This is a genomic window from Pseudomonas oleovorans subsp. oleovorans, from assembly GCF_002197815.1.
GTDB lineage: Bacteria > Pseudomonadota > Gammaproteobacteria > Pseudomonadales > Pseudomonadaceae > Aquipseudomonas > Aquipseudomonas oleovorans.
Genome location: NZ_NIUB01000002.1, coordinates 128658 through 154956 on the forward strand (window position 1 = coordinate 128658; position 26299 = coordinate 154956).

Below are 26299 nucleotides of genomic sequence, written 5' to 3' on the forward strand. Positions count from 1 at the left end.
CGGCAGATGACTCAATCCAGGTACCCCAATGAACGCAGGGCGCGTTCGTCGTCGGACCAGCCACCCTTGACCTTGACCCAGAGGTTGAGCATCACCTTGGAGTCGAACATGGTTTCCATGTCCTTACGTGCTTCCTGGCCGATGCGCTTGATGCGCTCGCCCTTGTCGCCGATGATGATCTTCTTCTGTCCGTCGCGTTCCACCAAGATCAGACCGTGGATATGCAGGATACGGCCCTCCTGCTTGAACTCCTCGATCTCCACGGTGATCTGGTACGGCAGCTCGGCGCCGAGCTGGCGCATGATCTTCTCGCGAATCAGCTCGGCCGCCAGGAAGCGGCTGGAACGATCGGTGATCTGGTCTTCCGGGTAGAAATGCTCGGACTCCGGCAGGCGCTCGCCCACCAGCTTCTCCAGGGTGTCGAGGTTCTGCCCCTGCAGCGCGGAGATCGGTACGATCTCGGCCTGCGGCAATTGCTCGGCCAGCCAGCCCAGGTGCGGCAGCAGTTCGCTCTTGTCTTCCAGGCGGTCGGATTTGTTCACCGCCAGCAGGATCGGGCATTTGACGTACTGCACCTTCTCCAGCACCAGTTGGTCTTCGTCGGTCCAGCGCATGCGGTCGACCACGAACACCACGACGTCAACGTCCTTCAGCGCTGTGCTGGCGCTGCGATTCATGTAGCGGTTGAGTGCCTTCTCGTTGTTCTTGTGCAGCCCCGGGGTATCGACGTAGACGGCCTGAATCTCGCCCTCGGTCTTGATTCCGAGCATGTTATGGCGGGTGGTCTGCGGTTTGCGCGAGGTGATCGCCAGCTTCTGTCCGAGAATGTGGTTGAGCAGCGTCGACTTGCCCACGTTGGGCCGGCCGACGATGGCGACGTAGCCGCAGCGGGTCACAGGTGCATCAGTCATTGCCATTCTCCACCCCGAGGGCGATCAGCGCCGCAGCCGCAGCGACCTGCTCGGCGATACGCCGGCTGCCGCCCTGGCCCAGGGTCTTTTCATTAAGCAGGGAAACCTGGCACTCGACCATGAAGGTACGGCAGTGCGGCTCACCTTGAATGTCCACCACCTCGTAACGAGGCAGTTCACAGGCACGTGACTGCAGAAACTCCTGCAGCCGCGTTTTCGGATCCTTGTTGGTGTCGACCAGGGTCAGGCCATCGAGCTCGCCGGTCAGCCAGTCCAGCACGCGCTCACGCGCGGCGTCCATGCCGGCATCCAGGTAGATGGCACCGATCAGCGCTTCGAGCGCATCGGCGAGGATCGACTCACGACGAAAACCACCGCTCTTCAGCTCACCGGAGCCCAGGCGCAGGTATTCGCCAAGTTCAAAACCACGGGCCAGCACGGCCAGCGTCTCGCCCTTGACCAGGCGCGCACGCAGGCGCGACAACTGGCCCTCACGGGCTTGCGGGAAACGCTCGAACAGCGCTTCACCGGCGACGAAATTGAGGATGGCATCACCGAGAAATTCCAGCCGCTCATTGTTGCGGCCGGCGAAACTGCGATGGGTCAGGGCCAGAACCATCAGGTCCTGGTCCTTGAAGCGATAGCCGAGCTTGCGCTCGAGGCGGGAAAGGTCAGGGTTCACGGCATTCGTACACGAAATTCTTTATCGAAATTGACCACCAGATCGAGGTTCTCGATCAGCGGCTCACGTTTTTCATATTTGAGGTGAGCGCGGAATTCATTGTTCTCCTGCGTCACCTTGAGCACATCACGCAGGTTCAGATCACGGATATTGTTGACCTGCATCCCCTTGCTGACGTGGTTGTAAAACTCGCCGACGGTACGAACATCTGCAGCCTTGTCGGTTTCGACCGAGGTGATGATCTTCTCCAGCGACATGTAATCCATATAGTGCGGCAACATCTTGAACGCGGTGCTGGCAAAAAATGCCACCACGGCCAGAACCACCAGCCAACCCAGAATGGAAAGCCCCTGCTGCGAGCGCGCGAAAGTCATGTGTATCCCCAATGAACGGTCTTGTCGGAAAGCCTGACGGCTACGCTATTTATAGCCTGTGGCGCTGTATTGAACAGCGCGCCAGTGCTCAATGAATCAGGCCGACCCGCGAGAAATTGGGCAGATTGCTGGTCTTGGGCTCCGGCCAGCTCATCCAGATGGCGAAGGCCTTGCCGACGATATGGTCGTCCGGAACCATGCCCCACAGCTCCTGAGGGATATGACGATCACGCCAGTAACGGCTGTCGTTGGAGTTGTCACGGTTGTCGCCCATCATGAAGTAGTGCCCTTTCGGCACCACCCATTGGCCACCGGGCTCGCGGCGCATGCGGGTCATTTCCTTGCGGATGGTGTGCTCGGCCTGGCCCAGGCGCTCCTGGTAGAGCATCGCACCACCCAGGCTACCCGGTTCTTCACTGATCAGCGTCTCGGCCACCGGCTCGCCATTGATCAGCAGACGCTTGCCCTGGGTGTACTCGATGCGATCCCCCGGCAACCCCACCACACGCTTGATGTAGTTGATACGGGGATCGCTGGGGTAGCGGAATACCATCACATCGCCGCGCTGCGGGTTGTCCACCTCGATGATCTTCTCGTCGATCACCGGCAGACGAATGCCATAAGCGAACTTGTTGACCAGGATGAAATCACCCACTTCCAGGGTCGGCTTCATCGACCCGGAAGGAATCTGGAATGGCTCGACCAGAAACGAGCGCAGCACCAGCACGATAGCCAGCACCGGGAAGAAGGATTTGCCGTACTCGACGAGCAACGGCTCCTTGTTCAGGCGCTCCAGCACCCTGTCGTCGGGATCGTCGACCCGCCCCTGGTACGCCGCAATCGCCGCACGGCGGCGCGGAGCCAGCAGGATCAGATCGATCAGGGCCAGGAAGCCGCAAACGGCAACCGCGATAACCAACAGAAGCGGGAAATTGATCGACATAGAGCCTTAGCTATCCAACCTGAGCACGGCAAGGAAGGCTTCTTGCGGAATTTCCACGTTGCCGACCTGCTTCATGCGTTTCTTACCGGCCTTCTGCTTCTCCAGCAGCTTCTTCTTACGGCTCACGTCGCCACCGTAACACTTGGCCAGTACGTTCTTTCTGAGCGCCTTGACAGTGGTCCGCGCGATGATCTGGCCGCCAATGGCTGCCTGGATCGCCACGTCGAACATCTGCCGAGGAATCAGTTCCTTCATCTTCTCGGTCAATGCACGGCCTTTGTAGGCGGCGTTATCGCGATGCACGATCAATGCCAGGGCATCGACCTTGTCGCCGTTGATCAGTACATCCAGCTTGACCAGATTGGCGGACTGGTAGCGATCGAAATGATAGTCCAGCGAGGCATAACCCCGGCTGGTCGACTTCAGACGGTCGAAGAAGTCCAGCACCACTTCGTTCATCGGCAGGTCGTAACGCACCTGAACCTGGGAACCGAGGAACTGCATATCACGCTGCACACCACGCTTCTCGATGCACAGGGTAATCACATTACCCAGGTGCTCCTGGGGCACCAGGATGGTGGCGGTGACGATCGGCTCGCGGAAGTCAGCGACAGCCGAGACGTCCGGCAGCTTGGACGGGTTGTCAACGGTGATGGTTTCACCGGTCTTTAGCTCGATCTCGTAGATCACGCTCGGCGCAGTGGTGATCAGATCCAGGTCGTACTCGCGCTCCAGGCGCTCCTGGATGATTTCCATGTGCAGCATGCCGAGGAAACCGCAGCGGAAGCCAAAGCCCAGCGCATCGGAGCTTTCCGGCGCGTATTGCAGCGACGAATCGTTGAGGGTCAGCTTCTGCAGGGCATCGCGGAAGTCCTCGAAATCGTCTGAGCTGACCGGGAACAGGCCGGCGTAGACCTGCGGCTGGATCTTCTTGAACCCCGGCAGCACTTCGACATCGGGGGTTGAGGACAGGGTCAGGGTGTCACCGACCGGCGCACCGTGAATGTCCTTGATGCTGGCGATGATGAAGCCTACTTCACCGGCTTTCAGATCAGCAGTAGCGGTGTGTTTCGGCGTGAAGACACCGACGCTGTCGACCAGGTGCACCTTGCCGGTGGACTTGACCAGAATCTTGTCGCCCTTCTTCACGCGGCCATGGCGCACACGCACCAGCGAGACCACGCCCAGGTAGTTGTCGAACCAGGAGTCGATGATCAGCGCCTGCAGCGGTGCATCGATCTCGCCGGTCGGCGCCGGGATGGTCTGCACCAGGCGTTCGAGCACCTCGTCCACGCCCATGCCACTCTTGGCACTGCAGGCCACCGCGTCGGTGGCGTCGATGCCGATGATCTTCTCGATCTCGTCCTTGACGCGATCCGGGTCGGCCTGCGGCAGGTCCATCTTGTTCAGCACCGGCATGACCTCAAGGCCCTGTTCGATGGCGGTGTAGCAGTTGGCAACCGATTGCGCCTCGACGCCCTGACCGGCATCGACTACCAGCAGCGCACCTTCGCACGCCGCCAGCGAACGCGAGACTTCGTAGGTGAAGTCGACGTGACCGGGGGTATCGATGAAGTTCAGCTGATAGGTTTTACCGTCCTGCGCCTTGTAATGCAGCGTGACGCTGTGAGCCTTGATGGTAATGCCGCGTTCACGCTCCAGATCCATGGAGTCCAGAACCTGAGCCTCCATTTCACGCGCGGTGAGCCCGCCGCACATCTGGATGAAACGGTCAGCCAGGGTGGACTTGCCGTGGTCAATGTGGGCAATGATGGAAAAATTGCGGATATGACTCAGGTCACTCACAGATCAACACTCAAAGAAGGCACGGGCAAGACGCTTGCCGAAAATAGCCGCGGATTGTACCTGATCCCTCGCGACGGCGTCACGTCTGCACAGCGCTGGTGCAGATACGAAGAAGGGCGCCCGAAAGCGCCCTCTTCAACGTACCTGGGTTACTCAGCCAGCTTGAAGGTGATGAAGCTGGCTCGCCCCTGACGCAGCACACGCATGGATACCGAACGGTTCTTCGGCAGATCCTGCGCCACCTGAGTGAAGGTGCGAGTGGAATCGATGGCCTGATTGTTCAGATGAGTGATCACGTCACCAGGACGCAGGCCAATCATAGCCGCAGGACCACCGAGCACTTCCTTGACCACAACACCGCCCTTGAGGTCGAGACCTTTCTTCTGCTCGGCCGTCAGTTCGACCACTGTCACACCCAGGCGATTGCTGCTGCGCTCACCACCCTGCGCCGGCCCCGACGCGGCCAGCTCTTGCCCCTCTTCCGGCAGCGTGCCGATCGTCACATCGAGTTTCCTGCGGGAGCCGTCGCGCACCACGTTCAGCTCGGCCTTCTCACCGGGTTTCAAGCCACCGACCAGATGCGGCAGGTCAGCCGACATGATGATCGGTTTGCCGTTGAGGCTGAGGATCACATCACCGACCTGCAGACCGCCCTTGTCTGCCGGGCCGCCTTCCAGCACCTGCGCGACCAGCGCGCCAGCCGGCTTGTCGAGACCGAAGGACTCGGCCAGATCCTTGTTCACTTCCTGAATCACCACACCGAGCCAGCCGCGCGTGACCTTGCCGTCTGCTTTGAGCTGATCAGCGACCTGCATGGCCACTTCCATCGGAATAGCGAAGGAGAGCCCCATGAAACCGCCGGAGCGAGTGAAGATCTGCGAGTTGATACCCACGACCTCGCCTTGCAGGTTGAACAGCGGGCCGCCGGAATTACCCGGGTTGATCGCCACATCGGTCTGGATGAACGGCACGTAGCTGTCGCTCGGCAGGTTACGCCCCTTGGCACTGACGATACCGGCCGTCACCGAATGGTCGAAACCGAACGGCGAACCGATGGCCAGCACCCACTCGCCAACCTTGAGGTCGTCGGCCTTGCCCAGACGCACCACGGGCAAATTCTTACCCTCGACCTTGAGCAGCGCGACGTCACTGCGCGGGTCTGCACCAATGAGCTTGGCTTCCAGCTCGCTACGGTCGGACAGGCGCACGATGATCTCATCGGCATCGGCGACCACATGATTGTTGGTCATGATGTAGCCGTCCGGCGAGATGATGAAACCGGAACCCAGCGACTGCGCTTCGCGCTGGCGACCGCCCGGATTATGCGGCATCTGCGGAATGCTGCGCTCGAAGAACTCGCGGAACATCGGCGGCAGGCCTTCCAGATCAGGCAGCGCCGGATGGCCGGCAACGGCGCGCTCGGGCATCTTCTGCCGGGTACTGATATTGACCACCGCAGGCGAGGCCTCTTCTACCAGATCGGTGAAATCAGGCAGGCTGGCCTGAGCCAGCAGACTTTGCCCCCAGAGCAAGGCAACCGCCAACAACGGCGCAATGGACTTGAGTTTTCTCATCGAATTACCACTCCCCATGTAAATCAACCGACCGCTGGCGCAGTGGCCAGCAACGTACGTAGGACAACGGGCTGCAATAAGGGGTTCTCGGCAACGCGAGCGGCGCGCCAGCGAACCATCAGCCAACTGGCGAACAGGCCACTCAGGCCTGCCAGGATCACCAGAGGTTCGGAAAGACCCAGACCGTTCGCCAGCAGCGCAGCGGCAAACAGACCCAGAAGCGGAAGCAGATAAACCAGCAGAGAACTGCGCACCAAGAGATCTTCACGCACACCGATGATCACACTATCGCCAACCGCCAGCTGCATTTGACTGAGCGCGCGCACATAACCGCGCTGCCGCCCTACACCAAGACGATCCATCAGGCCCTGACCACAGGCGGCATTGGCCGAACAACTGGAGCAGGTGCTCTTGCGCAGCGTCTCGACCCAGACAGCGCCGGGCTCGAGCGCCACTACACGCCCCTGCTCCTCGATCATTGGCTAGCCTGTTCGGGCACTCCGGCGCGCATTGACAGTGCGATGCGTTCGGCGGTCCCCAAAGGAATCTCACCCACCACGGTCACCATCACGTCACCAGAGTCGGTACTCATCCGCCGCGAAACCGCGACGGTTGGGCCCAGCTGACTGCGCGCATCGTCGACAACGCTGCCGTTGAGGGGCTCGATGAAAACGGAGAAACGTGCGAGACCGTCGCCATACATCAGGTAGGCGACAGTTTCATCGGAAGCAGGATCCCGACGCATCTGCGCCGCAATAAGGGTAAAGCCCGGCGGCAACCAGTCGGATCGCCAGGTACCTTCGGCCATGCTGTCGGCAGCACGAAAACGCACCGGCCTGCAGCTCGAACTCGGTTGCATGGCGTTTTCAACAGGGGTAGAAGTGTCCAACTGGGCGAACTGAAAGCGCTCCAGAAGCTGGCCGCGCTCGTTCAATAGGAGGGATTTCAACGGCAGACCGGTCTCCCGATCCAGGTGCAATTCGAAGCCGTAGCGATGCTGGTCCTTGGGTTCAAGCACCAGTACATCAGCTGCGCGGTTGGCAATGCGCGACTGGCCAGCAACACGCATGTTGTACCAATTGCTCAACTGCTCCGCATCCAGCTGACGGGCAGGCCAGGCCTGCCCTTCACTGACCTGGTCGGCCAGCGCGCCCGTGACGCACTGAGTCTGGCCATCGACTTTCAGCACCTCTTGGGCAGGCCCATCGAGCTGCAGAAGACGCTCGCGAATCTGCCCCCCCTCTTCCACTCGGTGCCATACGGCATGAGTGGAGAAACTTCCATTGCGCTCATATATGAACGTGCCCTGGAAGCTTTGCTGGCGTTCTGCCGCAGCGAGGCGCCCGAGTAAGTCTTGCACCCCGGAGGCCTGAACCGGCAATGCCAGCAGACCTCCAAGCAGGCAGAGGGGAATCGCGCGCATGTGACTCCTTAGCGCTTAGCGGTTTTCCAGGCTCGCAGCACGAGCATAAGGCAGAGCGGTTTCACCGGCACCCATCACGGCTTCCTGCGCATGCTGGCGCAGATAGTTCGGCAGACGCTGCTCATGCCAGCTGGCAGTGCCAGCCTCGGCAGACTCGCCGACTTCCTCGCTGCTGTTGTAACCGGCCAGCAGTGCAGAACCCTGCACCTGCGGTACCGAGAGTACCGGAGAAGCATCCTGTTGAGCCAACTGAGCGCCGCTCAGATCATCCTGATTGTAGAAACGCACACCCGCCAGCACAGCAACGGTCACCGATGCCGCCACGGCTACACGCCCGACGCTGCGCCAGATCGACGTCTTGCGCGCCGGAATGGCCTCGTCGGCCAATGCCGCGGAAACCGCTGATGCGATGTCCAGCTGCGGCACCACCAGCTCTCGGTGCATGGCTGCACGGGCGATCTGGTAACGCGACCAAGTGCCACGCAGCTCGCCATCCTCGCTGGCTGCGAGCACGCGCCGCAATTCCAGTTGGTCCGCTTCGTTATCCATCACCGCGGACAGCGATTCCTGCAGGGTTTCACGACTCATGGCGCTCCTCTCTTGGCTGCCGCCGCTGCCTTAGGCATCCTGCAACAGAGGTTGCAGGGACTTATCAATTGCCTCACGTGCGCGGAATATCCGCGAACGCACTGTACCTACAGGACACTGCATGACGCCGGCAATGTCCTCGTAACTCAAGCCTTCGAACTCACGCAGGGTCAGGGCCGTGCGCAAATCATCCGGCAACTGGGCGATGGTTCGATGCACGGTGGCTTCGATCTCGTCGCGCAGCAATGCCCGCTCCGGTGACTCGATGTCCTTGAGGCCGTGGTCGCCGTCATAGAACTCCGCGTCATCGCTACTGACATCGCTATCCGGCGGCCGACGGCCGCGCGATACCAGATAATTCTTCGCCGTGTTGATGGCGATGCGATACAGCCATGTATAGAACGCGCTGTCACCGCGAAAGTTTCCAAGCGCTCGGTAAGCTTTTACGAACGTTTCCTGAGCAACATCCTGAGCCTCGTGAGTGTCGTGCACGAATCGCACGATCAGACCAAGGATCTTGTGCTGATACTTCAGCACCAACAGATCGAAGGCACGCTTGTCACCGTGCTGCACTCGCTCGACCAGTTGCTGATCATCTTCCTGGATTAGCATGCACTCCCCTCACAACGCTCGGAGGAGGTCTGCACCCGTAAGCGAATCAGCTTGCCAAGATAGACTCGGGTCTTAAGCAAAAGTTCTCCCCTCCAACCAAGCTTCCCGCAGAGTTTTCTTCCCTCTGCCTGGAATGGCGCCAGCGGAACCTTTCCGCCCGCGCAAATAATCTTATCGCCGCTCATTTCCACACCCTCCGCTGACTTCAGATGCAGGCACGCGCAAGCGATCTCCCTTATATGGGCGACCCTCAATGGAACCTTAATGACTAAGAAAGTTCCCGAGCACCGAGGTCGGTCATAAGCCACCTATTGTGCCGCTGCCCCTCTCTATATACTAGGGCTCGCTTTCACGCGGAACTCGGACATGAGCCAACACTTCCAGCATGATGTTCTGGTCATCGGCAGCGGCGCCGCTGGCCTGACGCTCGCCCTCACCCTACCCTCCCATCTGCGCATCGCGGTATTGAGCAAAGGCAAGCTGGCCAATGGCTCGACCTACTGGGCGCAAGGTGGCGTGGCAGCCGTTCTGGACGATACCGACACGGTCGAATCACACGTCGCCGACACCCTCAACGCCGGGGCCGGCCTGTGCAACGAAGACGCCGTGCGTTTCACCGTAGAACACAGCCGCGAGGCCATCCAGTGGCTGATCGATCAGGGCGTCCCCTTCACCCGAGACGATGAAACCGCGCGCGAGGACGGCGGCTTCGAGTTCCATCTGACCCGCGAGGGAGGCCACAGCCATCGGCGCATCATCCACGCCGCCGACGCGACTGGTGCGGCAATTTTCAACACCCTGCTGGAGCAGGCCCGACAACGCCCGAACATCGAGCTGCTGGAGCAACGCGTCGCCGTCGACCTGATCACCGAGGGCAAGCTCGGCCTGGATGGCGAGCGCTGTCTGGGCGCTTACGTACTGGATCGTGACCGCGGTGAGGTCGACACCTTCAGCGCGCGCTTCGTGATTCTCGCCACCGGCGGCGCGGCCAAGGTCTACCTCTATACCAGCAACCCCGACGGTGCCTGTGGCGACGGCATCGCCATGGCCTGGCGTGCCGGCTGTCGCGTCGGCAACCTGGAGTTCAACCAGTTCCACCCTACCTGCCTGTATCACCCGCAGGCCAAGAGCTTCCTGATCACCGAAGCCGTGCGTGGCGAAGGCGGCCTGCTCAAGCTGCCCAATGGCGAACGCTTCATGCAGCGTTTCGATGAGCGCGCCGAACTGGCACCGCGCGATATCGTTGCCCGTGCCATCGACCATGAAATGAAGCGCCTGGGCGTCGACTGCGTGTACTTGGACATCAGTCACAAGCCGGCCGAATTTATCAAGAGTCATTTCCCCACCGTCTACGAACGCTGCCTGGGCTTTGGCATCGACATCACCAAGCAGCCCATCCCGGTGGTGCCGGCGGCGCATTACACCTGCGGTGGCGTGGTGGTCGACCAGCATGGCCGCACCGACGTGCCCGGCCTCTACGCCATTGGCGAAACCAGCTTCACCGGCCTGCATGGCGCCAACCGCATGGCCAGCAATTCGCTGCTGGAGTGCTTCGTCTATGCGCGCTCGGCCTGTGCCGACATCGTCGCCCAACTCGATGCGGTGGACATGCCGATCGACCTGCCCTGCTGGGATGCCAGCCAGGTGACCGACTCCGACGAGGACGTGATCATCGCCCACAACTGGGATGAGCTGCGGCGTTTCATGTGGGATTACGTCGGTATCGTGCGCACCAACAAGCGCCTGCAGCGCGCGCAACACCGCGTGCGCCTGCTGCTGGACGAGATCGACGAGTTCTATTCGAACTACAAGGTCAGTCGTGATCTGATCGAGCTGCGCAACCTCGCACTGGTCGCCGAGCTGATGATCCGCTCGGCCATGCAGCGTCATGAAAGCCGCGGGCTGCACTACACCCTCGACTACCCCGAGCAGTTGGCCGAAGCCCGCGACACTATTCTGACGCCGACGTCCCAGGCTCAGCCCAGCGCCGCCGGCTGAACTTCAGACGCAAGCGCAGGCGCCGGTGCTGCTCGGGCGCCAGCGCATCGCGGGCAATGCACAGCCCACGACTGAAACGCTGGCCTGGCAGGCGATAGCGCAGCACCACCGCCAGCGGCAACGCCAGACTATCCGGGCGCAGTTGCACCGCCTGCCAGCCTGCTGCAACGCTATATAGATGCCAGCCGAATCCATCACGGCGCAAACCCGTGATGGCCTGTGGCGCAGTCAGCAAGACGTGTCGCGGTAGCACCCAGGCGGCATGTGCCAGGCAAGCCACAAGTGACAGCAGCCTGGACCAGGTGGGAATGTCGGCCAGCCACGGCGCCAGCAAGGCCAGTGCCTGGACCGACAGGTAGAGCCTCAGCAGCCAGCGTGATGGCTGCCAACGGCACTCGAAGACATCACTTGGGTTGGACACGATCCAGGATCATGCGCACGATATGGCGCAGGTCGGCATCCTCGGGCTCGCCGCGCTGCATGAACCAGCCGAACATGTCCTGATCCTCGCATTCCAACAACTTGCGATAGCGCGCCTGGTTCTCGGCATCCAGGCTCGGGTACACCTCCCTGACGAAGGGCACCAGCAGCACGTCCAGCTCCAGCATGCCACGGCGGCTATGCCAGAACAGGCGATTCAGTTCACTTTGCTCAACCATGCAACGGACTCCTCGAACGAGGCCGGCAGTATAACGGCGAATTGCGTCGCTGTTCACCGCGACGCTGCGCAATTGCGCTGACAAGGCCCCGCCCTGCCCACTATGATGATACCCCTGACCTTTATTCAGCGGTTCGATTTGCATCATGGCCGATAGCGCTTACTTCACACTCCTCGATCACGAAGGCCTGCTCGCCGTTCGCGGCGCGGACGCAGCCAAGTTCCTGCAGGGCCAAGTGACCTGCAACCTCAATTACCTCAGCGCCAGCCAATCCAGTCTTGGCGCCCGCTGCACGCCCAAGGGCCGCATGCTGTCGAGCTTTCGCATCGTCCCGGTAGAAGACGGCTACCTGCTGGCCATGGCACGCGAACTGATCGAGCCGCAGCTGGCCGATCTGCAGAAATATGCGGTGTTCTCCAAATCCAAGCTCAGCGACGAAAGCGCCGCCTGGGTCCGTTTTGGCCTGGCGGGCGCCGATGCCGTGCTGAGCGAACTCGATCTGCAGCTGGGCACCGCCAGTGATTCCCTGGCCAGCGCCGGCCAACTGCTCGCCGTACGCCTGAGCGATGGCCGCGCCGAACTTTGGGCGCCGGCAGAGGAAGCGCCAAAGCTGCAAGCCCAATTGGCCGCTCAACTGCCGCAGGCGCCACTGAACGACTGGTTGCTGGCTCAGATCCGTGCGGGCGTGGGCCAGGTGTTCGGCGCGACACGTGAGCTGTTCATCCCGCAGATGATCAACCTGCAGGCCCTCGGCGGCGTGAGTTTCAAGAAAGGCTGCTACACCGGCCAGGAAATCGTCGCGCGCATGCAGTACCTGGGCAAGCTCAAGCGCCGCCTGCAGCGCCTGCGTCTGGTCGCTGCAGAGCTACCGGCCGTCGGCGTCGAATTGTTCTCACCGGTGCATGGCTCCAGCGTTGGCGAAGTGGTGCTGGCGGCCCAGGCCGGCGACGCCATCGAGCTGCTCGCCGTGTTGCAGGAAGACGCCGTGAACGACGGCCGCATTCATCTCGGCAGCAGTGAAGGCCCGCCCCTGACCCTGCTCGACCTGCCTTATCAGCTGGATGCTAACCAGGAAATCCAGCGCTGACTAAACTTCCCCGGCGCCGCATCGGATCGCCAAAGAGAGCTACTTCATGAGCAAACTTGCCGAAAAAGTCCAACAGGAACTGATCCACGCCATCGAAAACGATGAGCTGGTACTGCCCACCCTGCCCGAGGTGGCATTGCGGGTGCGTGAAGCAGCCGAAGACCCGGGTGTGGGTATTCCGCAGATCAGCAAGGTAATCGGTAACGACGCCGCCCTCACCGCGCGCATCATCAAGGTGGTCAACAGCCCGCTGCTGCGCAGCAACAAGGAGATCACCGACCTGCAGATGGCTGTCAGCCGTCTGGGCATCAACTACACCTGCAACCTGGCCACCGGCCTGGCCATGGAGCAGATATTCCAGGCCACCAGCGACGTGGTCGACCGCAAGATGCGCGAGGTGTGGAACAAGAGCACCGAGATCGCCGGTATCTGCCACGTGCTGTGCCGTCACTACACCCGCCTGATGCCGGATCAGGCTACGCTCGCCGGCCTGGTGCACCAGATCGGCGTGCTGCCGATCCTCACCTACGCCGAAGAACACAACGAACTGCTGGCCGACTCCATCAGCCTCAATCACGTGATCGAGCAGATTCACCCGATCATCGGCGACAAGATCCTGCGTACCTGGGAGTTCCCCGAGCCCATCGCCATCGTGCCGAGCCAGTATCTGGATTTCACCCGCGACTCGGCCAAGGTCGATTACGTCGATATCGTTCAGGTCGCCACGCTGCAAAGCTACCTGGGCAGCGAGCACCCCTACACCCAGCTGGACTGGAGCAAGGTCCCGGCCTTCGCCAAGCTCGGCCTCGACCCGCAGGTCGACATGCAGGCCGACGAAGACCTCTCCGCTGCCATGGAAGCAGCCATGAGCATGCTGCAATAAAAGCATCTCGCCATGGATGGCAAAAAATTGTCGGGAGCAATTTTTGACGTCGCTGCGCGACGGCCCGAAGGGTGATCTACAGGGACGCAGATCACAAAATGTCTCTACACTCGAGCCATTCGCTTGAGGAAGTAGAGCCATGCGTTACGCATTCTTCCTGCTCGTCCTGTTGCTCGGCAGTGCCCAGGCTGCCGAGCAGGTACGTCTGACCAACGGCGAATGGCCGCCCTATCTCGGTGAAACCCTGCCCTACCATGGTGTAGCGTCACGCATCGTCGCCGAGGCGTTCGCACTTCAGGGCATCGAAGTGCAGTGGGAGTTTCACCCCTGGGCGCGCTCGCTGAAAATGGCCAAACAAGGCGTGCGCGACGGCAGCGCCGTCTGGTTTCACAACCCCGAACGTGAACGGCACTTTCATATCAGCGAGCCGGTGGTCGAAAGCCGCTACTACTTCTTTCACCGCAAGACCCACGCGTTTGACTGGAACGATGTCACAGATCTGCGCGGCCTGCGCATTGCCGCTACTCGTGGCTATGACTACGGCGAAGCCTTTCAACGCGCCGAAGCCGCCGGAGAGCTCGAGGTGGTACGTCTGACCGGTGATGAGCAGGGCCTGCGCCAGTTGCTGGCCGGGCGCATCGATGTGTTTCCCGTGGACAAGGTGGTGGGCTTCGACCTGCTCCATCAGCAATTCAGCGCTGCCGAACGTCGTTTGCTGAGTTTTCACCCGGTGCCACTGCGTAGCGACAGCCTGCACCTGCTGCTGTCACGAGAAGTGCCAGGCAATGCCGAACTAATGCAGCGCTTCAACCGGGGCCTGGCGCGACTGCGCGACAGCGGCAAAATTTCGCAGTACCTGCTGGAAATCCAGCAGCCGTTAAGCCTCGGGCACTGAAACCGGGAACACCCCCCGCACCCGCAAGCCATGCGGCATCGCCTGATGCAGGCTGATCTGCGCACGATGCGCTCGGCAGATCTCGCCGACGATAGCCAACCCCAAGCCGGCGCCACTGCCCTGTGCGCTGCGTCGATAGAAGCGTTCGAACACCTTGTCGCGCTCCTCTTCGGGAATGCCCGGCCCATCGTCTTCGACTTCCAGTACCGCTGGCGCCAAAACCCGCAGCACCAGGTTACCGCCAGGTGGCGTATATGCCAGGGCGTTATCGATCAGGTTGCTGAGCAGTTCATTGAGCAAGGTCGGTTCACCGTCGACCCAGACCGGCTGCTCGGCCTCGAGTGCCAGCGCGACACCGCGCGCATGAGCCAGCGGCGCATGGCCAGGCCCAGTTCCCGGGCCAGCAAGCTGAGATCGATGCGTTGCGCGCCGCCTTCGGTGATGGCCCGCGCGCCACTTTCGATGCGTGCCAGCGACAGCAACTGGTTAGCCAGATTGGTCAGCCGGTCGCTGTGCTCGGCGGCCTGTTCCAGGGTCTGGCGCCAGTCATCGGGGTTATCGGCACGCAGCCCCAGGGCGATTCGCGCCTTGAGCGCGGCCAGCGGCGTGCGCAGTTCATGAGCCGCATCGGCGATAAAGGCCGACTGCCGCTCGAACAACGTCTGCAGGCGCTCGTTGAACTGATTCAGCGCCTCGACCAGCGGGCCGATCTCGCGTGGCAACTCGGCGTCTGGCAATGGCCGCAGGTCATCGCTGGCGCGCTCGGCCACGGCGCGGCGCAAGGTCTCCAGCGGTCGCAGTGCCAGGCTGACTGCGACCCAGATCAACAGCAGCGCCACCGCCACCAACAGGCCGATGCGCCACAAGGTGCCGATCAGCAACTCTCTGGCCATGCGTTCGCGGGCCCCCTGAGTTTCGGCCACGCGAATTTCCGCCATGCCTTTGATGGTGGTCTCGCTGACCGGCTGCAACAGGCTCACCACACGCACGCCCTGGCCGCGGTACATACCGTCATAGAAGCGCGCCAGCGCCGGGTAATCCTCAGTGCGTGGTGTATCGGCAGGCGCCGAAGGCAGGTCTTCGTAGCCGGAGATCAGCTCGCCTTCGATCCCCAGCACCTGGTAATAGATACGTCCGGCGCTGTCATAGGCGAAGGCATCCAGCGCCATGTAGGGCACGTTGGCGCGCAGTGCCCCCGCGGTGCTGTACAGCCCATCGGCGATGGCCCTGGCCGACGCCAGCAGCGTACGGTCATAGGCCGTGTCCGCCGCGTGACGCGCGCTCCAGTAGGCACTGAGGCTGCTGACCAGCAGGATCACCGACAACAGCAGCGCCAATCGGCGCAGCAGGCGACCGCGCAGGCTGCCGATGCGGGTCATGCCTCCACCGCCTCCAGCAGGTAACCCAGCCCGCGGAAGGTGACGATACGCACGGCATGCCCTTCGAGCTTCTTGCGCAGTCGATGGATATAGATCTCGATGGCATCGGGACTGGCCTCCTCGTCCAGGCCGAAAACCTGAGCCGCCAACTGCTCCTTGCTCATGACCCGACCCAGGCGGGCGATCATCGCCTCCAGCACCGCCTGCTCACGCGCAGTCAGCGTCAGCGCCTCACCGGCCAGGGTGAAACGTCGAGCGCCGAGGTCGTAGACCAGCTCGCCACAGCGTTGCAGTTGCTCACCACCCAGCACGCTGCGACGCAACAGCGCTTTGACCCGCGCCTCCAGCTCGGAGAGTTCGAAGGGCTTGGCCAGATAATCATCGGCGCCAAGATTGAGACCGTGCACCCGATCCTTCACCTCACCACGCGCGGTCAACATCAGCACCGGCAGGGTCTGGCCGCGGTCACGCAAACGTGCCAGCACGGCGAAACCATCGAGCCGCGGCAGACCGATATCGAGGATGGCCAGCGCATAGTCCTCGCTGGCAAGCGCCAGGTCGGCGGCCATGCCATCGTGCAGCACGTCTACCGTCCAGCCCGCGCCCTTGAGGGCCTGGGCCACGCTTTCCGCCAGCTGCAGATGGTCTTCGACCAGCAGAATTCGCACCCTAAACCTCCACCACAAGATCGTTCGAGGCGCGCAGTGTAGCGCCGCCATCGCCACTGTGAATTGCCGAAATGCCGAACGAGTCGAAACAGCCCTCGTAGGGGAATGCCAGTCCGTCAGGCACCAGGAGAAGAATAGGTAGGGTGCGCCGTGCGCGCCGCTGACACTCGCACTGGCACGTCGGTGCGCACGGCGCACCCTACCCCCGAATGACGGGCCCGCGCAGGCCACAAAAATCGCGCCCGGCATTTTTTTGCTGCCTGCCATCCCTGGCGGCAACCCTACGGGCCGTCGGCGGAGCCGACGTCAAAAATCGCTCCCGGCGATTTTTCATCAATGAAAGGTTGCTGAAAGCTTGAACATCTAGGATCGCCCCTCAGGTGGCTCGACCCACCTGCCTGAACGGCCTGCAGTGGAGCAGTGCCGTTACAAGAACAAGAACGGAGACCACACCATGTTTGCTGCCTCGCGTCAGGCTTTCCCGCCTGCACATCTGCTTAGTCTGGCCATCGCCGCCAGCCTCGCCGCCCCCCCTCGCTCAAGCCGCTTTCGTCGAAGACAGCTCGGCTAGCCTCACCGCCACCAACATCTATTTCAATCGCGACTTCCGTGAAGGTGACGGACAGAACAAGCGTGAAGAATGGGGCCAGGGTTTTCGCCTGGATGTTCAGTCCGGCTTCACCGAAGGCACCGTAGGTTTTGGTCTCGACGCCATGGGCCTGCTGGGTATCAAGCTCGACTCGGGCAAGGGCCGCACCGGTACCGACCTGCTGCCGGTGCACGACGATGGCCGTTCAGCTGACGAGTTCAGCCGCCTCGGCATGACCGCCAAGGTCAAGGTCTCCGCAACCGAATTCCGTTATGGCTCGCATGTTCCCGAGCTGCCCGTGGTCAAGGCCAGTGACAGCCGCCTGCTGCCGCAGGTATTCGAAGGCGGCCTGCTGACCTCCTCCGAACTGGAAGGCCTGACCTTCACCGGCGGTCGCCTGGACAAGGTGATCGACCGCGCCTCGACCAACGAGGAAGACCTGGTACTCGCCAGCAAGAACCGTCGTTTCGCCGCCGGCATCAGTGCCGACCACCTGGATCTGGCCGGTGTCGACTACAAGTTCGCTCCAGGCTTCACCGGTCGTTATTACTTCGCCGACCTCGACGACCTCTACCGCCAGCACTTCTTCGGCCTGCTGAGCAGCCACAAGCTGGGCGCCGGCACCCTGAGCAGCGATCTACGCCTGATCCTCAGCAAGGACAGCGGCGCATCGAAGGCCGGCAAGGTGGATAACCGTGCGATCAACGCCATGCTCAGCTACGGTATCAGCGGCCACAAATTCGGCCTGGGCTTTCAGGACATGAGCGGTGACACCGGTTTTGCCTACATCGACGGCAGCGACCCATTCCTGATCAACTTCGTGCAGATCAACGACTTCGCCAACGCCGACCAGCGCTCCTGGCAGGCCCGTTACGACTACAGTTTCGCCAGCTTCGGCCTGCCCGGCCTGAGCTTCATGACCCGCTACATCACCAGTGACGACGCGCGCGTCGCCGGTAGCAACCAGCGTGGTGGCGAATGGGAACGCGACATCGAACTCAAGTACGTGGTGCAGAGCGGCCCGCTCAAGGATCTCTACATTCGTGCGCGTAACGCCAGCTTCCGTTCCGACTTCGCTCGCGATGCGGATGAGAACCGCATCATCGTCGGCTACAGCCTGCCCATCTGGTAATCCACAATAAGATTAGCGAGGAGATCCATCATGAAACCTGCCCTGATCCGTGCTGCAATCGCTGCCTCCTGCCTGGCCTTCACCAGCCAGCTGATGGCCGCCGAACCGAAACGCCCAGAATGCATCGCCCCGGCAGCCCCAGGCGGCGGCTTCGACCTGACCTGCAAACTGGCGCAAAGCGCGCTGGTAGACAGCAAGCTGCTGTCCTCGCCGATGCGTGTGACCTACATGCCGGGCGGCGTTGGCGCCGTGGCCTACAACGCAGTGGTCGCTCAGCGCCCGTCCGAAGCCGGCACCATCACCGCTTTCTCCAGCGGCTCCCTGCTGAACCTGGCGCAAGGCAAGTTCGGTCGTTTCGACGAGAATGCCGTGAAGTGGCTGGCCGGCGTCGGCACCAGCTATGGCGCCCTGGCCGTACGTAGCGACTCGCCGTACAAGACCCTCGACGACCTGGTCGCTGCCATCAAGACCGATCCCGGCAAAGTGGTGATCGGTTCCGGCGGCACCGTCGGCAGCCAGGACTGGATGCAGACCGCGCTGATCGCCCGCGCCGCCGGCATCGACCCGCGCCAACTGCGCTACGTGGCCATGGAAGGTGGCGGTGAGCTGGCTACGGCCCTGCTCGGCGGTCACATCCAGGTCGCCAGTACCGATATCTCCGACTCCGTGCCGCACATCGAAAGTGGCGACATGCGCATCCTCGCGGTGTTCTCCGACGAGCGCTTGCCGGGCGAAGTAGTGTCGAAGATCCCGACCGCCAAGGAACAAGGCTACGACGTGACCTGGCCGGTGATCCGCGGTTTCTACGTTGGCCCGAAAGTCAGCGACGAAGCCTACGCCTGGTGGAAGAACGCCTTCGACCAACTGCTGGCCTCGGAAGACTTCGCCCAATTGCGTGAGCAACGCGAACTCTACCCCTTCGCCATGACCGGCGACGAGCTTGACGCCTACGTCAAGAAGCAGGTCGTGCAGTACAAGCAACTGGCTCAGGAATTCGGCCTGATCCAGCAGTAACCCGCATGACGCCGACACCTTGTGGTGTCGGCGTCCGGCCCGTTCCCACCACCCTCAATCGCCTGGAGCTTCGTGCTCACGGGCTGGCGTCGTTCACGCCAGGAAACCCGGCAGGCACCACAACATCACGAGGATTTCCTCATGTACCAACGCATCTTCGGCATCGTGCTGTTGCTCTGCTGCCTGGGCCTGGCCGCCGCAGCCTGGGGCTACCACGCGCCGTTCTCCTACGAACCTGTCGGGCCTCGCGCCTACCCGCTGCTGCTCCTGACGCTGATGGGCCTCGGTGCCATCTACCTGATTGCCAGGCCGGCCAGCGCCACGGCGGAACATGACGAGCCACCACTGGATCGCCACGTGCTGAGCAAGGTCGTTGGCTGCGTGGTGATGCTCAGCGTCTACGCCGCCGTGTTCGAACTCCTCGGGTTCATTCCGGCAAGCATCCTCTTCGCCATCGCCATGGCCCGCCTGTATGAAGGCTCCTGGAAGGTCAGCGTGATCGCTGGCGTGGCACTCAGCGTCGGTCTGTATCTGCTGTTCGACAAAGCCCTCGACGTACCCCTGCCGCTCGGCATCCTCGCCGCGCTGGAGAATTAATCATGGATACCCTCAGCTATCTCGGTCAGGGCTTCGGCGTCGCCCTGAGCCCCTACAACCTGCTCACCGCCCTGTGCGGCACCCTGATCGGCACGGTCGTCGGCCTGCTTCCCGGCCTGGGCCCGATCAACGGCGTGGCGCTGCTGATCCCCATCGCCTTCGCCCTCGGCCTGCCGCCGGAAACGGCGCTGATCCTGCTCGCTGCCGTGTACCTGGGCTGCGAGTACGGCGGCCGTATTTCCTCGATTCTGCTGAACATCCCGGGCGAAGCCTCGGCCGTGATGACCACCCTCGACGGCTACCCGCTAGCGCGTCAGGGCAAGGCTGGCGTTGCCCTGTCCATCTCCGCCTGGAGTTCCTTCGTCGGCGGCCTGATCGCCACCTGCGGTGTGGTCATCTTCGCCCCGCTGCTGGCGAAGTGGGCCGTGGCCTTCGGCCCCGCGGAATACTTCGTGCTGATGGTATTCGCCATCGTCTGCCTGGCCGGCATGGCCGGCAACAAGCCGATGAAAACCGCCATCGCCTGCTGCATCGGCCTGTTCCTGTCGTGCGTCGGCATCGACTCGAACAGCGGCGTGTATCGCTTTACCTTCGGCAGCCTGGGCCTGGCTGACGGCATCCAGTTCGTGGTGCTGGTACTGGGGCTGTTCTCGGTCAGCGAGATTCTGGTGCTGCTCGAACGCACCCACCATGGCCAGAAAGCCATCCAAGCCAAGGGCCGCATGCTGTTCAACCTCAAGGAAGGTCTGTCGGTTCTGGCTACCAACCTGCGCAGTGGCGCACTGGGCTTTGGCCTGGGCATCCTGCCGGGTGCCGGTGCGACCCTGGCCAGTGCCGTGGCGTACATGAGCGAAAAACGCCTGGCGCACAAGGACAACAAGTTCGGCAACGGCGACCTGCGCGGCCTGGCTGCCCCGGAAACCGCCAACAGCGCCTCGGCTTGCGGCTCCATGGTGCCGATGCTGACCCTCGGCGTTCCCGGTTCGGGCACCACCGCGGTCATGCTCGGCGCACTGACGCTGTACAACATCACCCCTGGCCCGCTGCTGTTCCGAGACCAGCCGGATATTGTCTGGGGCCTGATCGCCTCGCTGTTCATCGCCAACATCATGCTGATCGTGATGAACGTGCCGATGATCAAGATCTTCACCAAGATCCTCGCCGTGCCGTATTGGGCACTGGTACCGGCCATCGCCATCATCACCTCGATCGGTGTCTATGCGGTGCATGCCACCACCTTCGACCTGTTCCTGATGATCGGTATCGGCGTCGCGGGCTACATTCTGCGCAAGCTGGACTTCCCGCTGTCGGCCATTCTGCTGGGCTTCATCCTCGGCGGCCTGATGGAGCAGAACCTGCGTCGTGCACTGTCGATCTCCAATGGCGAGCTGGGCATCCTGTTCGCCAGTCCGATCACCTGGGGCGTGTGGACGCTGATCGTCGGCATGATCGCCCTGCCCTTCTACCGTAGCTGGCGCAAGCGTAACCAGCGTCAGGCTGAAGTGGCTGACGCCGCCTAAGGAAGATGTGTGTCGTTAAGCGTTTCCTCCTTTAACCCCCGCGGCTGGTGGCCCACGCCACTGGCCGGCGCGGTGGGTGGTTACCTGGCCAGTCTCGCAGACTGGCCTTTGCCGTGGATGGTCGGTTCGTTGTTGGCGGTAATCGTTGTGCGCTGCCTGGCCAATCGCGCCTTCAGTGAACTGCCGGGCGGGCGCAAGGCCGGCCAATGGCTGGTCGCCAGCGGCATCGGCCTGCACTTCACCAGTGAGGTGCTGCAGCAGGTGCTCAGCCATCTGCCGGTGATCATCATGGGGGCCATCGGCACGCTGATGCTGAGCCTGATCGGTATCGTCATTCTGCGCCGTGCCGGCGTCGACCGCGCCACGGCCTTCTTTGCCAGCATGCCTGGCGGTGCCAGCGAAATGGTCAACCTGGCCCTGCGCCACGATGCCCAGCCCGCAAGAGTGGCAGCGGCGCACAGCCTGCGCCTGTTGCTGGTGCTGCTGTTGATTCCGGCACTGTTCACCTGGGGTCTGTCCGATGTCAGCGCACCCCCTCCGGCGCCAGTGGACTGGTTGTGGCTAACCGGCCTGCTCGCCGCTGGCGCTCTGCTGGCAATACTCTGGGGCCGGCTGAACCAACCCAACCCCTGGATGCTCGGCCCGCTGAGCGTCTGCGCCATAGCCAGTGCCAGCTTCGACCTGCATCTGGGCCTGCCGCAGGGCCTCGGTCAGTTCGGCCAGTGGCTGATCGGCTGTGCCCTGGGCTGCCACTTCGACCGCGCCTTCTTCCGCAGCGCGCCAGCCTTCCTCGCCCGCGTCCTGCTGTTCACGTTGCTGGCGATGCTGGCCGCGGCCGGTCTCGGCGAAGTGCTGGGCTGGCTGGCCGGCGAAGACCACCTATCGCTGATGCTGGGCATGATGCCGGGCGGCATTACCGAGCTGTGTCTGACCGCCGAAGCCTTGCAGCTATCGGTAGCGCTGGTGACTGCATTGCAGGTGCTACGGCTGTTTCTGGTGATGTTCCTGGCAGAACCCTTATTCAAGCTCTGGTGCAAGCGCCACGCGTAGGGCGGACCGGAACGCCGGCCGCTCGTAGCGCCAGCGAACAGTCCGCCGGTTGGACTGCGAGCTTGCGCCACCCCGGCGGCGTACTGCTGCGCGAGTACGCCCTACGCGACTGTGGAAGACGCTTTCGGCTCTGGCATCCAACTCTACCTCCAGCATCCATGCAGTCGTAGCGGCGAAAAGCTCGCGGCTGAAGCCCCTCCCACGACCGGACGCTACCACTGCAACTGCAGCTGGCTATCAAACTCACGCATCTGCCCGCTAAGCGGATCGACGAAGCGCAAGCCTCGCGCCAGTAGTTTGAGCGGCTTGCTGTAGTCATCCGGCAGATTGCGCGACTCCCGCAGCAGCGGATAGAAATCGTCGCCGACGATAGGCGCGCCGAGCCCGGACAGATGCACGCGCAGCTGATGCTTGCGTCCGGTCACCGGCGACAGCCCATAGCGCCAAAGCTCACCACGCTGCTCAAGCACCTCGATGCGCGTTTCGCTGTTGGCCTCGCCTGCGACTTCCTGCATGCGAAAGAACGGCTCACCGTCGACCATGCGCGAACGATGCAGGTAGGGAAACTGCAACTGCGCCAATGCCGGAGCGATAGCCTCGTAGCGTTTCTCCACCGCGCGCTGGCGAAACAGCGCCTGATACTGGCCACGACTGGCCGGGTTGACCGAGAACAACACCATGCCAGCCGTCAGTCGGTCGATGCGGTGGATCGGCACCAGGTCAGGATTGCCGGTGCGCTTGATCAGGCGTGCCAGCAGGGTCTGCTCGACGTACTCACCGGCAGGCATCACCGGCAGAAAATGCGGTTTGTCGGCGACCAGCAGGTGCTCGTCCTGCCACAGCACCTGTTCGACGAAAGGAATTGGCGTCTCATTCGGCACTTCACGGAAATAGCGCACCTTGAGACCAGCCCGATAGGGATGCGTGGCGTCGATGGGCGTGCCCGCCGCATCCAGCACCCGACCGCGCGCCATACGTTGCAGCCAGGTGGCGCGGTCGATGGCGGGAAAGTGATCGCACAGGCAATCGAGCACCGTCGCCCAGCGGCCCTGGGGCAAATGAAGCGTGCTGGGACGCATGGCGGGGTTGGGCATTGCAGAAGCTGCTCGACGGCTTATGAAGGGGCGAATTAGGCCGTACTCGCGCGGCTCAGTCAAAGCCGGGGCATGCCGCAACAGCAGCCGAACAATGAAAGCCTGCGTGGTATGCCCCCTTATCCGGCGCTTCGCGCCACCTTCTCCCAGAGGGAGAAGGACAGCAGGGGGGAAGTCGCTGCGCGACTTTCATGCTCACGGCTTGAGCCGAGGTCGCGCTGTGGCTATGGTGGCCGCTCGTATCTGGAGAGACCCATGTCCATCACCCGCTCCCTGCTTACCAGCGTCGCCCTCCTCCCGCTTCTGGCTGCCTGCCAGGTCTACACCGGCAAGCCGGAAGGCCCACCTCCGGCCACCCGCCTGCAGGGTCAAGTCCAGATTGAAAATGGTCAACTGGTCCTCACCCCCTGCCAGGAACAGCGCCGCTTCGTGCTGATCGATGGCGGCAGCACAGGCATCGAGCGCGAAGTCGTGCAGCTCGGCAGTGATGGCCAGGCCAGCCTGTTCGCCGATCTGACCGGTCGCCTGGGCGGCAGCCAGGGCAAAGGCAACGACGGCCGTTTCGAGGTCAACCAGATCTATCGCCTGCAAGGTGAGGGGCCTGGCTGCGACGACCTCAACTTCAAACGCCTGGCCCTGCGCGCCAGCGGCAACGAGCCGTTCTGGCAACTGGAAGTCGGCAGCAAGGGCCTGGTGCTCAATCGTCCCGAGCAGGAGCCGCTGGCCCTGCCCTACCTGGAAGAGCAGCTGCCGGATGGCCGCCTGAATTTCAGCAGCGAAGCCAACGGCCAGCATCTGGATCTGTGGGTGGCGCCGCAGCGCTGCGTCGACAGCATGAGCGGCACGGTCAATCACCTCAGCGCCGAACTGCGCCTCGACGGCCAGGTACTACGCGGCTGCGCGCATTTCGGCGCCATGCGTAACTGATGAGGCCTGAGCGAGCGTACGGGCCTCTGGGACAGCGATCCTGTACAATTGCCGCCCTTTTCCACCTTGCCGGATCACCACCGGCCAACCAGGACACTGCCCATGCTTCGCCTGACCGAACTGAAACTGCCCCTCGACCATCCCGAGGACGCGCTGCGCCCGGCCATCGTCCAGCGCCTGGGCATCGCCGATAGCGAGCTGCTGGCCTTCAGCGTGTTCAAGCGCAGCTATGATGCGCGCAAGAAGTTCGGCGACATGCCGTTCATCTACACCCTCGACTGTGAGGTGAAAGACGAAGCCGCCCTGCTCGCTCGCCTGAGCGATGACAAGCATGTAGGCCCGGCACCGGACATCACCTACAAGCCAGTCGGCAAGGCCGAAACGCCGTTGGACGAACGCCCCATCGTCGTCGGTTTCGGCCCCTGCGGCATCTTCGCGGCGCTGATCCTGGCCCAGGCCGGCTTGCGCCCTATCGTGCTGGAGCGCGGCAAGGAAGTACGCCAACGCACCAAGGATACCTGGGGCCTGTGGCGCAAGAACGTGCTCGACCCGACCTCCAACGTGCAATTCGGCGAAGGCGGAGCCGGTACCTTCTCCGACGGCAAGCTGTATAGCCAGATCAAGGACCCTCACCACCACGGGCGCAAGGTACTGCAGGAGTTCGTCAAGGCCGGCGCACCGGACGAGATCCTCTACGTCAGCAAGCCGCATATCGGCACCTTCCGCCTGACCGGCGTGGTCGCCACCATGCGCGAGGAGATCAAGGCCCTCGGCGGCGAAGTGCGCTTTCAGCAGCGCGTCAGCGACCTGCTGATCGAAGACGGCCAGCTCACCGGCGTGGTGCTGGAGAACGGCGAGCAGTTGCTCAGCCGCCATGTGGTGCTGGCCCTCGGTCATAGCTCGCGCGACACCTTCCGCATGCTGCATGCCCGTGGCGTGTACCTGGAGGCCAAGCCCTTCTCGGTCGGTTTCCGTATCGAACACCCGCAGTCGCTGATCGACCGCGCGCGCCTGGGCAAGTACGCCGGCCACCCGAAACTCGGCGCTGCCGATTACAAGCTGGTGCACCACGCCAGCAACGGCCGTTCGGTCTACAGCTTCTGCATGTGCCCAGGCGGCACCGTGGTCGCCGCCACCTCCGAGCCTGAGCGCGTGGTCACCAACGGCATGAGCCAGTATTCGCGCAACGAGCGCAACGCCAACGCTGGAATCGTCGTCGGCATCACTCCCGAGCAGGACTATCCGGGTGGCCCGCTGGCCGGTGTGGAACTGCAGGAACGCCTGGAATCGCACGCCTACGTGCTCGGTGGGCGCAACTACGAGGCGCCCGGACAACTGGTCGGCGACTTCATAAAAGGCAAGCCGTCCACCGCCCTCGGCGAAGTGCAACCCTCCTACAAGCCGGGCGTGAAACTGGGCGATCTGGCGCCCTCGCTGCCGGACTTCGCCATCGAAGCCATCCGCGAAGCATTGCCGGCCTTCGGCAAGCAGATCAAGGGCTTCGACCTGGCCGATGCGGTACTCACCGGTATCGAGACACGCACCTCCTCGCCGGTGCGCATCACCCGTGGCGATGACCTGCAGAGTCTGAATCTCAAGGGGCTGTATCCGGCCGGTGAAGGTGCCGGCTACGCCGGCGGCATTCTTTCCGCTGGGGTCGACGGCATTCGCGTGGCCGAAGCCGTGGCCAAAGACATGCTTGGGTTGAATCGCTAAGCCCCTTCGTATCCCTCCGTAGGGTGAGTTAGCGGCGCTAAGCCTGCGAATGTCCGATCACCGCCATTGCAGTGCGCCGCGTAACCCACCAGGCGATTGTCCTGCTCTGCGCAATGGTGGGTTACGGCGCAACGATTTTTTAGGCTCATCGGGATAGGTGACAGGCGCCTAACCCACG

Annotated in this window: 25 protein-coding genes and 1 pseudogene; 11 read left to right on the plus strand and 15 right to left on the minus strand. The window is 62.6% G+C overall.

The features are described 5' to 3' along the window. Window positions 1-11: 11 nt before the first annotated feature. From era to rpoE, 10 genes are all read right to left on the minus strand, one after another. Window positions 12-911, minus strand: coding sequence for a GTPase Era (gene era / locus PSOLE_RS01580; RefSeq protein ID WP_074855625.1), 900 nt, complete (start codon window positions 909-911; stop codon window positions 12-14). Continuing rightward, a complete protein-coding gene (gene rnc / locus PSOLE_RS01585; protein WP_074855623.1) occupies window positions 904-1593 on the minus strand; it encodes a ribonuclease III in 690 nt (229 codons plus the stop codon). Before rnc ends, era begins: the two co-directional genes overlap by 8 nt. After that, window positions 1590-1967, minus strand: a complete 378-nt coding sequence (locus PSOLE_RS01590) for a DUF4845 domain-containing protein (protein ID WP_074855621.1) — start codon at window positions 1965-1967, stop codon at window positions 1590-1592. Before PSOLE_RS01590 ends, rnc begins: the two co-directional genes overlap by 4 nt. Before the next feature lie 88 nt (window positions 1968-2055). After that, window positions 2056-2910, minus strand: a complete 855-nt coding sequence (lepB, locus tag PSOLE_RS01595) for a signal peptidase I (protein WP_074855619.1) — start codon at window positions 2908-2910, stop codon at window positions 2056-2058. 6 nt (window positions 2911-2916) lie between these two features. Continuing rightward, window positions 2917-4716 carry a translation elongation factor 4 gene (lepA, locus tag PSOLE_RS01600; RefSeq protein WP_004423882.1) on the minus strand — a complete coding sequence of 600 codons (1800 nt, stop codon included), beginning with the start codon at window positions 4714-4716 and terminating at the stop codon, window positions 2917-2919. Between the two features lie 149 nt (window positions 4717-4865). Beyond that, on the minus strand, window positions 4866-6290 hold the full coding sequence (locus PSOLE_RS01605; RefSeq protein WP_074855617.1) for a DegQ family serine endoprotease: 1425 nt from the start codon (window positions 6288-6290) through the stop codon (window positions 4866-4868). A 23-nt stretch (window positions 6291-6313) separates the two neighbouring features. After that, the gene (locus PSOLE_RS01610) at window positions 6314-6769 is read right to left on the minus strand and encodes a SoxR reducing system RseC family protein (RefSeq protein WP_004423880.1); all 456 of its coding nucleotides are present in this window, start codon (window positions 6767-6769) and stop codon (window positions 6314-6316) included. Then, window positions 6766-7713: a MucB/RseB C-terminal domain-containing protein gene (locus PSOLE_RS01615; protein WP_004423879.1), complete on the minus strand. Its 948-nt coding sequence runs from the start codon at window positions 7711-7713 to the stop codon at window positions 6766-6768. Before PSOLE_RS01615 ends, PSOLE_RS01610 begins: the two co-directional genes overlap by 4 nt. A 15-nt stretch (window positions 7714-7728) precedes the next feature. Then, window positions 7729-8301: a sigma-E factor negative regulatory protein gene (locus PSOLE_RS01620; protein ID WP_074855615.1), complete on the minus strand. Its 573-nt coding sequence runs from the start codon at window positions 8299-8301 to the stop codon at window positions 7729-7731. A 30-nt stretch (window positions 8302-8331) separates the two neighbouring features. Next, a complete protein-coding gene (gene rpoE / locus PSOLE_RS01625; protein WP_074855614.1) occupies window positions 8332-8913 on the minus strand; it encodes an RNA polymerase sigma factor RpoE in 582 nt (193 codons plus the stop codon). A 366-nt stretch (window positions 8914-9279) separates the two neighbouring features. Here rpoE and nadB point away from each other — a divergent pair, with 366 nt between their 5' ends. After that, entirely contained in the window at window positions 9280-10911 is a 1632-nt protein-coding gene (nadB, locus tag PSOLE_RS01630) for an L-aspartate oxidase (RefSeq protein WP_074855611.1), read from the plus strand. Here nadB and PSOLE_RS01635 read toward each other — a convergent pair. Together PSOLE_RS01635 and PSOLE_RS01640 are read right to left on the minus strand one after the other, a co-directional pair. Further along, window positions 10865-11332 carry a protein YgfX gene (locus PSOLE_RS01635; protein ID WP_074855609.1) on the minus strand — a complete coding sequence of 156 codons (468 nt, stop codon included), beginning with the start codon at window positions 11330-11332 and terminating at the stop codon, window positions 10865-10867. The two genes, nadB and PSOLE_RS01635, sit on opposite strands and share 47 nt — an antisense overlap. Beyond that, window positions 11316-11570, minus strand: a complete 255-nt coding sequence (locus PSOLE_RS01640) for an FAD assembly factor SdhE (protein WP_004423874.1) — start codon at window positions 11568-11570, stop codon at window positions 11316-11318. The genes PSOLE_RS01635 and PSOLE_RS01640 overlap by 17 nt, the downstream gene beginning before the upstream one ends. 145 nt (window positions 11571-11715) lie before the next feature. Between PSOLE_RS01640 and ygfZ the strand changes: the two genes are divergently transcribed. From ygfZ to PSOLE_RS01655, 3 genes are all read left to right on the plus strand, one after another. Further along, window positions 11716-12657, plus strand: a complete 942-nt coding sequence (ygfZ, locus tag PSOLE_RS01645) for a CAF17-like 4Fe-4S cluster assembly/insertion protein YgfZ (RefSeq protein WP_074855607.1) — start codon at window positions 11716-11718, stop codon at window positions 12655-12657. A gap of 46 nt (window positions 12658-12703) precedes the next feature. Next, window positions 12704-13540, plus strand: a complete 837-nt coding sequence (locus PSOLE_RS01650) for an HDOD domain-containing protein (RefSeq protein WP_074855605.1) — start codon at window positions 12704-12706, stop codon at window positions 13538-13540. A gap of 139 nt (window positions 13541-13679) precedes the next feature. Next, window positions 13680-14435, plus strand: coding sequence for a substrate-binding periplasmic protein (locus PSOLE_RS01655; protein WP_074855603.1), 756 nt, complete (start codon window positions 13680-13682; stop codon window positions 14433-14435). Here PSOLE_RS01655 and PSOLE_RS01660 read toward each other — a convergent pair. Both PSOLE_RS01660 and PSOLE_RS01665 read right to left on the minus strand, forming a co-directional pair. Next, a pseudogene (locus PSOLE_RS01660) lies at window positions 14418-15814 on the minus strand (sensor histidine kinase). The gene PSOLE_RS01655 and the pseudogene PSOLE_RS01660 sit on opposite strands and share 18 nt — an antisense overlap. Next, entirely contained in the window at window positions 15811-16482 is a 672-nt protein-coding gene (locus PSOLE_RS01665; RefSeq protein ID WP_074855602.1) for a response regulator, read from the minus strand. Before PSOLE_RS01665 ends, PSOLE_RS01660 begins: the two are co-directional and overlap by 4 nt. Before the next feature lie 458 nt (window positions 16483-16940). Between PSOLE_RS01665 and PSOLE_RS01670 the strand changes: the two genes are divergently transcribed. The 5 genes from PSOLE_RS01670 (at window position 16941) to PSOLE_RS01690 (ending at window position 22384) form a co-directional block, all read left to right on the plus strand. Next, window positions 16941-18203, plus strand: a complete 1263-nt coding sequence (locus PSOLE_RS01670; RefSeq protein ID WP_244597258.1) for an OprD family porin — start codon at window positions 16941-16943, stop codon at window positions 18201-18203. Between the two features lie 93 nt (window positions 18204-18296). Continuing rightward, window positions 18297-19217 (plus strand): tripartite tricarboxylate transporter substrate binding protein, encoded by a 921-nt coding sequence (locus tag PSOLE_RS01675; RefSeq protein ID WP_244597288.1) that lies wholly within the window; start codon window positions 18297-18299, stop codon window positions 19215-19217. Between the two features lie 141 nt (window positions 19218-19358). Further along, entirely contained in the window at window positions 19359-19814 is a 456-nt protein-coding gene (locus tag PSOLE_RS01680) for a tripartite tricarboxylate transporter TctB family protein (RefSeq protein WP_074860456.1), read from the plus strand. 2 nt (window positions 19815-19816) lie between these two features. Then, complete coding sequence (locus PSOLE_RS01685) at window positions 19817-21334, plus strand: tripartite tricarboxylate transporter permease (RefSeq protein ID WP_074860453.1); 1518 nt, start codon at window positions 19817-19819, stop codon at window positions 21332-21334. A 9-nt stretch (window positions 21335-21343) separates the two neighbouring features. Then, window positions 21344-22384, plus strand: a complete 1041-nt coding sequence (locus PSOLE_RS01690; protein ID WP_074860451.1) for an AbrB family transcriptional regulator — start codon at window positions 21344-21346, stop codon at window positions 22382-22384. 212 nt (window positions 22385-22596) lie between these two features. Here PSOLE_RS01690 and PSOLE_RS01695 read toward each other — a convergent pair whose 3' ends face one another. After that, window positions 22597-23478, minus strand: coding sequence for a pseudouridine synthase (locus PSOLE_RS01695; RefSeq protein ID WP_074860449.1), 882 nt, complete (start codon window positions 23476-23478; stop codon window positions 22597-22599). A 255-nt stretch (window positions 23479-23733) separates the two neighbouring features. Here PSOLE_RS01695 and PSOLE_RS01700 point away from each other — a divergent pair, with 255 nt between their 5' ends. Both PSOLE_RS01700 and PSOLE_RS01705 read left to right on the plus strand, forming a co-directional pair. Beyond that, window positions 23734-24405: a COG3650 family protein gene (locus PSOLE_RS01700; protein WP_074860447.1), complete on the plus strand. Its 672-nt coding sequence runs from the start codon at window positions 23734-23736 to the stop codon at window positions 24403-24405. 102 nt (window positions 24406-24507) lie between these two features. Then, a complete protein-coding gene (locus tag PSOLE_RS01705) occupies window positions 24508-26121 on the plus strand; it encodes an NAD(P)/FAD-dependent oxidoreductase (protein ID WP_074860446.1) in 1614 nt (537 codons plus the stop codon). The last annotated feature ends 178 nt before the right edge of the window (window positions 26122-26299 follow it).

What these genes read in the sequence shown, in the direction of transcription:
- era (WP_074855625.1), bottom strand. Translation starts at nt 911, where the DNA reads ATGACTGATGCACCTGTGACCCGCTGCGGCTACGTCGCCATCGTCGGC.
- PSOLE_RS01590 (WP_074855621.1), bottom strand. Translation starts at nt 1,967, where the DNA reads ATGACTTTCGCGCGCTCGCAGCAGGGGCTTTCCATTCTGGGTTGGCTG.
- lepB (WP_074855619.1), bottom strand. Translation starts at nt 2,910, where the DNA reads ATGTCGATCAATTTCCCGCTTCTGTTGGTTATCGCGGTTGCCGTTTGC.
- PSOLE_RS01605 (WP_074855617.1), bottom strand. Translation starts at nt 6,290, where the DNA reads ATGAGAAAACTCAAGTCCATTGCGCCGTTGTTGGCGGTTGCCTTGCTC.
- PSOLE_RS01610 (WP_004423880.1), bottom strand. Translation starts at nt 6,769, where the DNA reads ATGATCGAGGAGCAGGGGCGTGTAGTGGCGCTCGAGCCCGGCGCTGTC.
- PSOLE_RS01615 (WP_004423879.1), bottom strand. Translation starts at nt 7,713, where the DNA reads ATGCGCGCGATTCCCCTCTGCCTGCTTGGAGGTCTGCTGGCATTGCCG.
- PSOLE_RS01620 (WP_074855615.1), bottom strand. Translation starts at nt 8,301, where the DNA reads ATGAGTCGTGAAACCCTGCAGGAATCGCTGTCCGCGGTGATGGATAAC.
- rpoE (WP_074855614.1), bottom strand. Translation starts at nt 8,913, where the DNA reads ATGCTAATCCAGGAAGATGATCAGCAACTGGTCGAGCGAGTGCAGCAC.
- nadB (WP_074855611.1), top strand. Translation starts at nt 9,280, where the DNA reads ATGAGCCAACACTTCCAGCATGATGTTCTGGTCATCGGCAGCGGCGCC.
- PSOLE_RS01640 (WP_004423874.1), bottom strand. Translation starts at nt 11,570, where the DNA reads ATGGTTGAGCAAAGTGAACTGAATCGCCTGTTCTGGCATAGCCGCCGT.
- ygfZ (WP_074855607.1), top strand. Translation starts at nt 11,716, where the DNA reads ATGGCCGATAGCGCTTACTTCACACTCCTCGATCACGAAGGCCTGCTC.
- PSOLE_RS01650 (WP_074855605.1), top strand. Translation starts at nt 12,704, where the DNA reads ATGAGCAAACTTGCCGAAAAAGTCCAACAGGAACTGATCCACGCCATC.
- PSOLE_RS01655 (WP_074855603.1), top strand. Translation starts at nt 13,680, where the DNA reads ATGCGTTACGCATTCTTCCTGCTCGTCCTGTTGCTCGGCAGTGCCCAG.
- PSOLE_RS01675 (WP_244597288.1), top strand. Translation starts at nt 18,297, where the DNA reads ATGGCCGCCGAACCGAAACGCCCAGAATGCATCGCCCCGGCAGCCCCA.
- PSOLE_RS01680 (WP_074860456.1), top strand. Translation starts at nt 19,359, where the DNA reads ATGTACCAACGCATCTTCGGCATCGTGCTGTTGCTCTGCTGCCTGGGC.
- PSOLE_RS01685 (WP_074860453.1), top strand. Translation starts at nt 19,817, where the DNA reads ATGGATACCCTCAGCTATCTCGGTCAGGGCTTCGGCGTCGCCCTGAGC.
- PSOLE_RS01695 (WP_074860449.1), bottom strand. Translation starts at nt 23,478, where the DNA reads ATGCCCAACCCCGCCATGCGTCCCAGCACGCTTCATTTGCCCCAGGGC.
- PSOLE_RS01700 (WP_074860447.1), top strand. Translation starts at nt 23,734, where the DNA reads ATGTCCATCACCCGCTCCCTGCTTACCAGCGTCGCCCTCCTCCCGCTT.
- PSOLE_RS01705 (WP_074860446.1), top strand. Translation starts at nt 24,508, where the DNA reads ATGCTTCGCCTGACCGAACTGAAACTGCCCCTCGACCATCCCGAGGAC.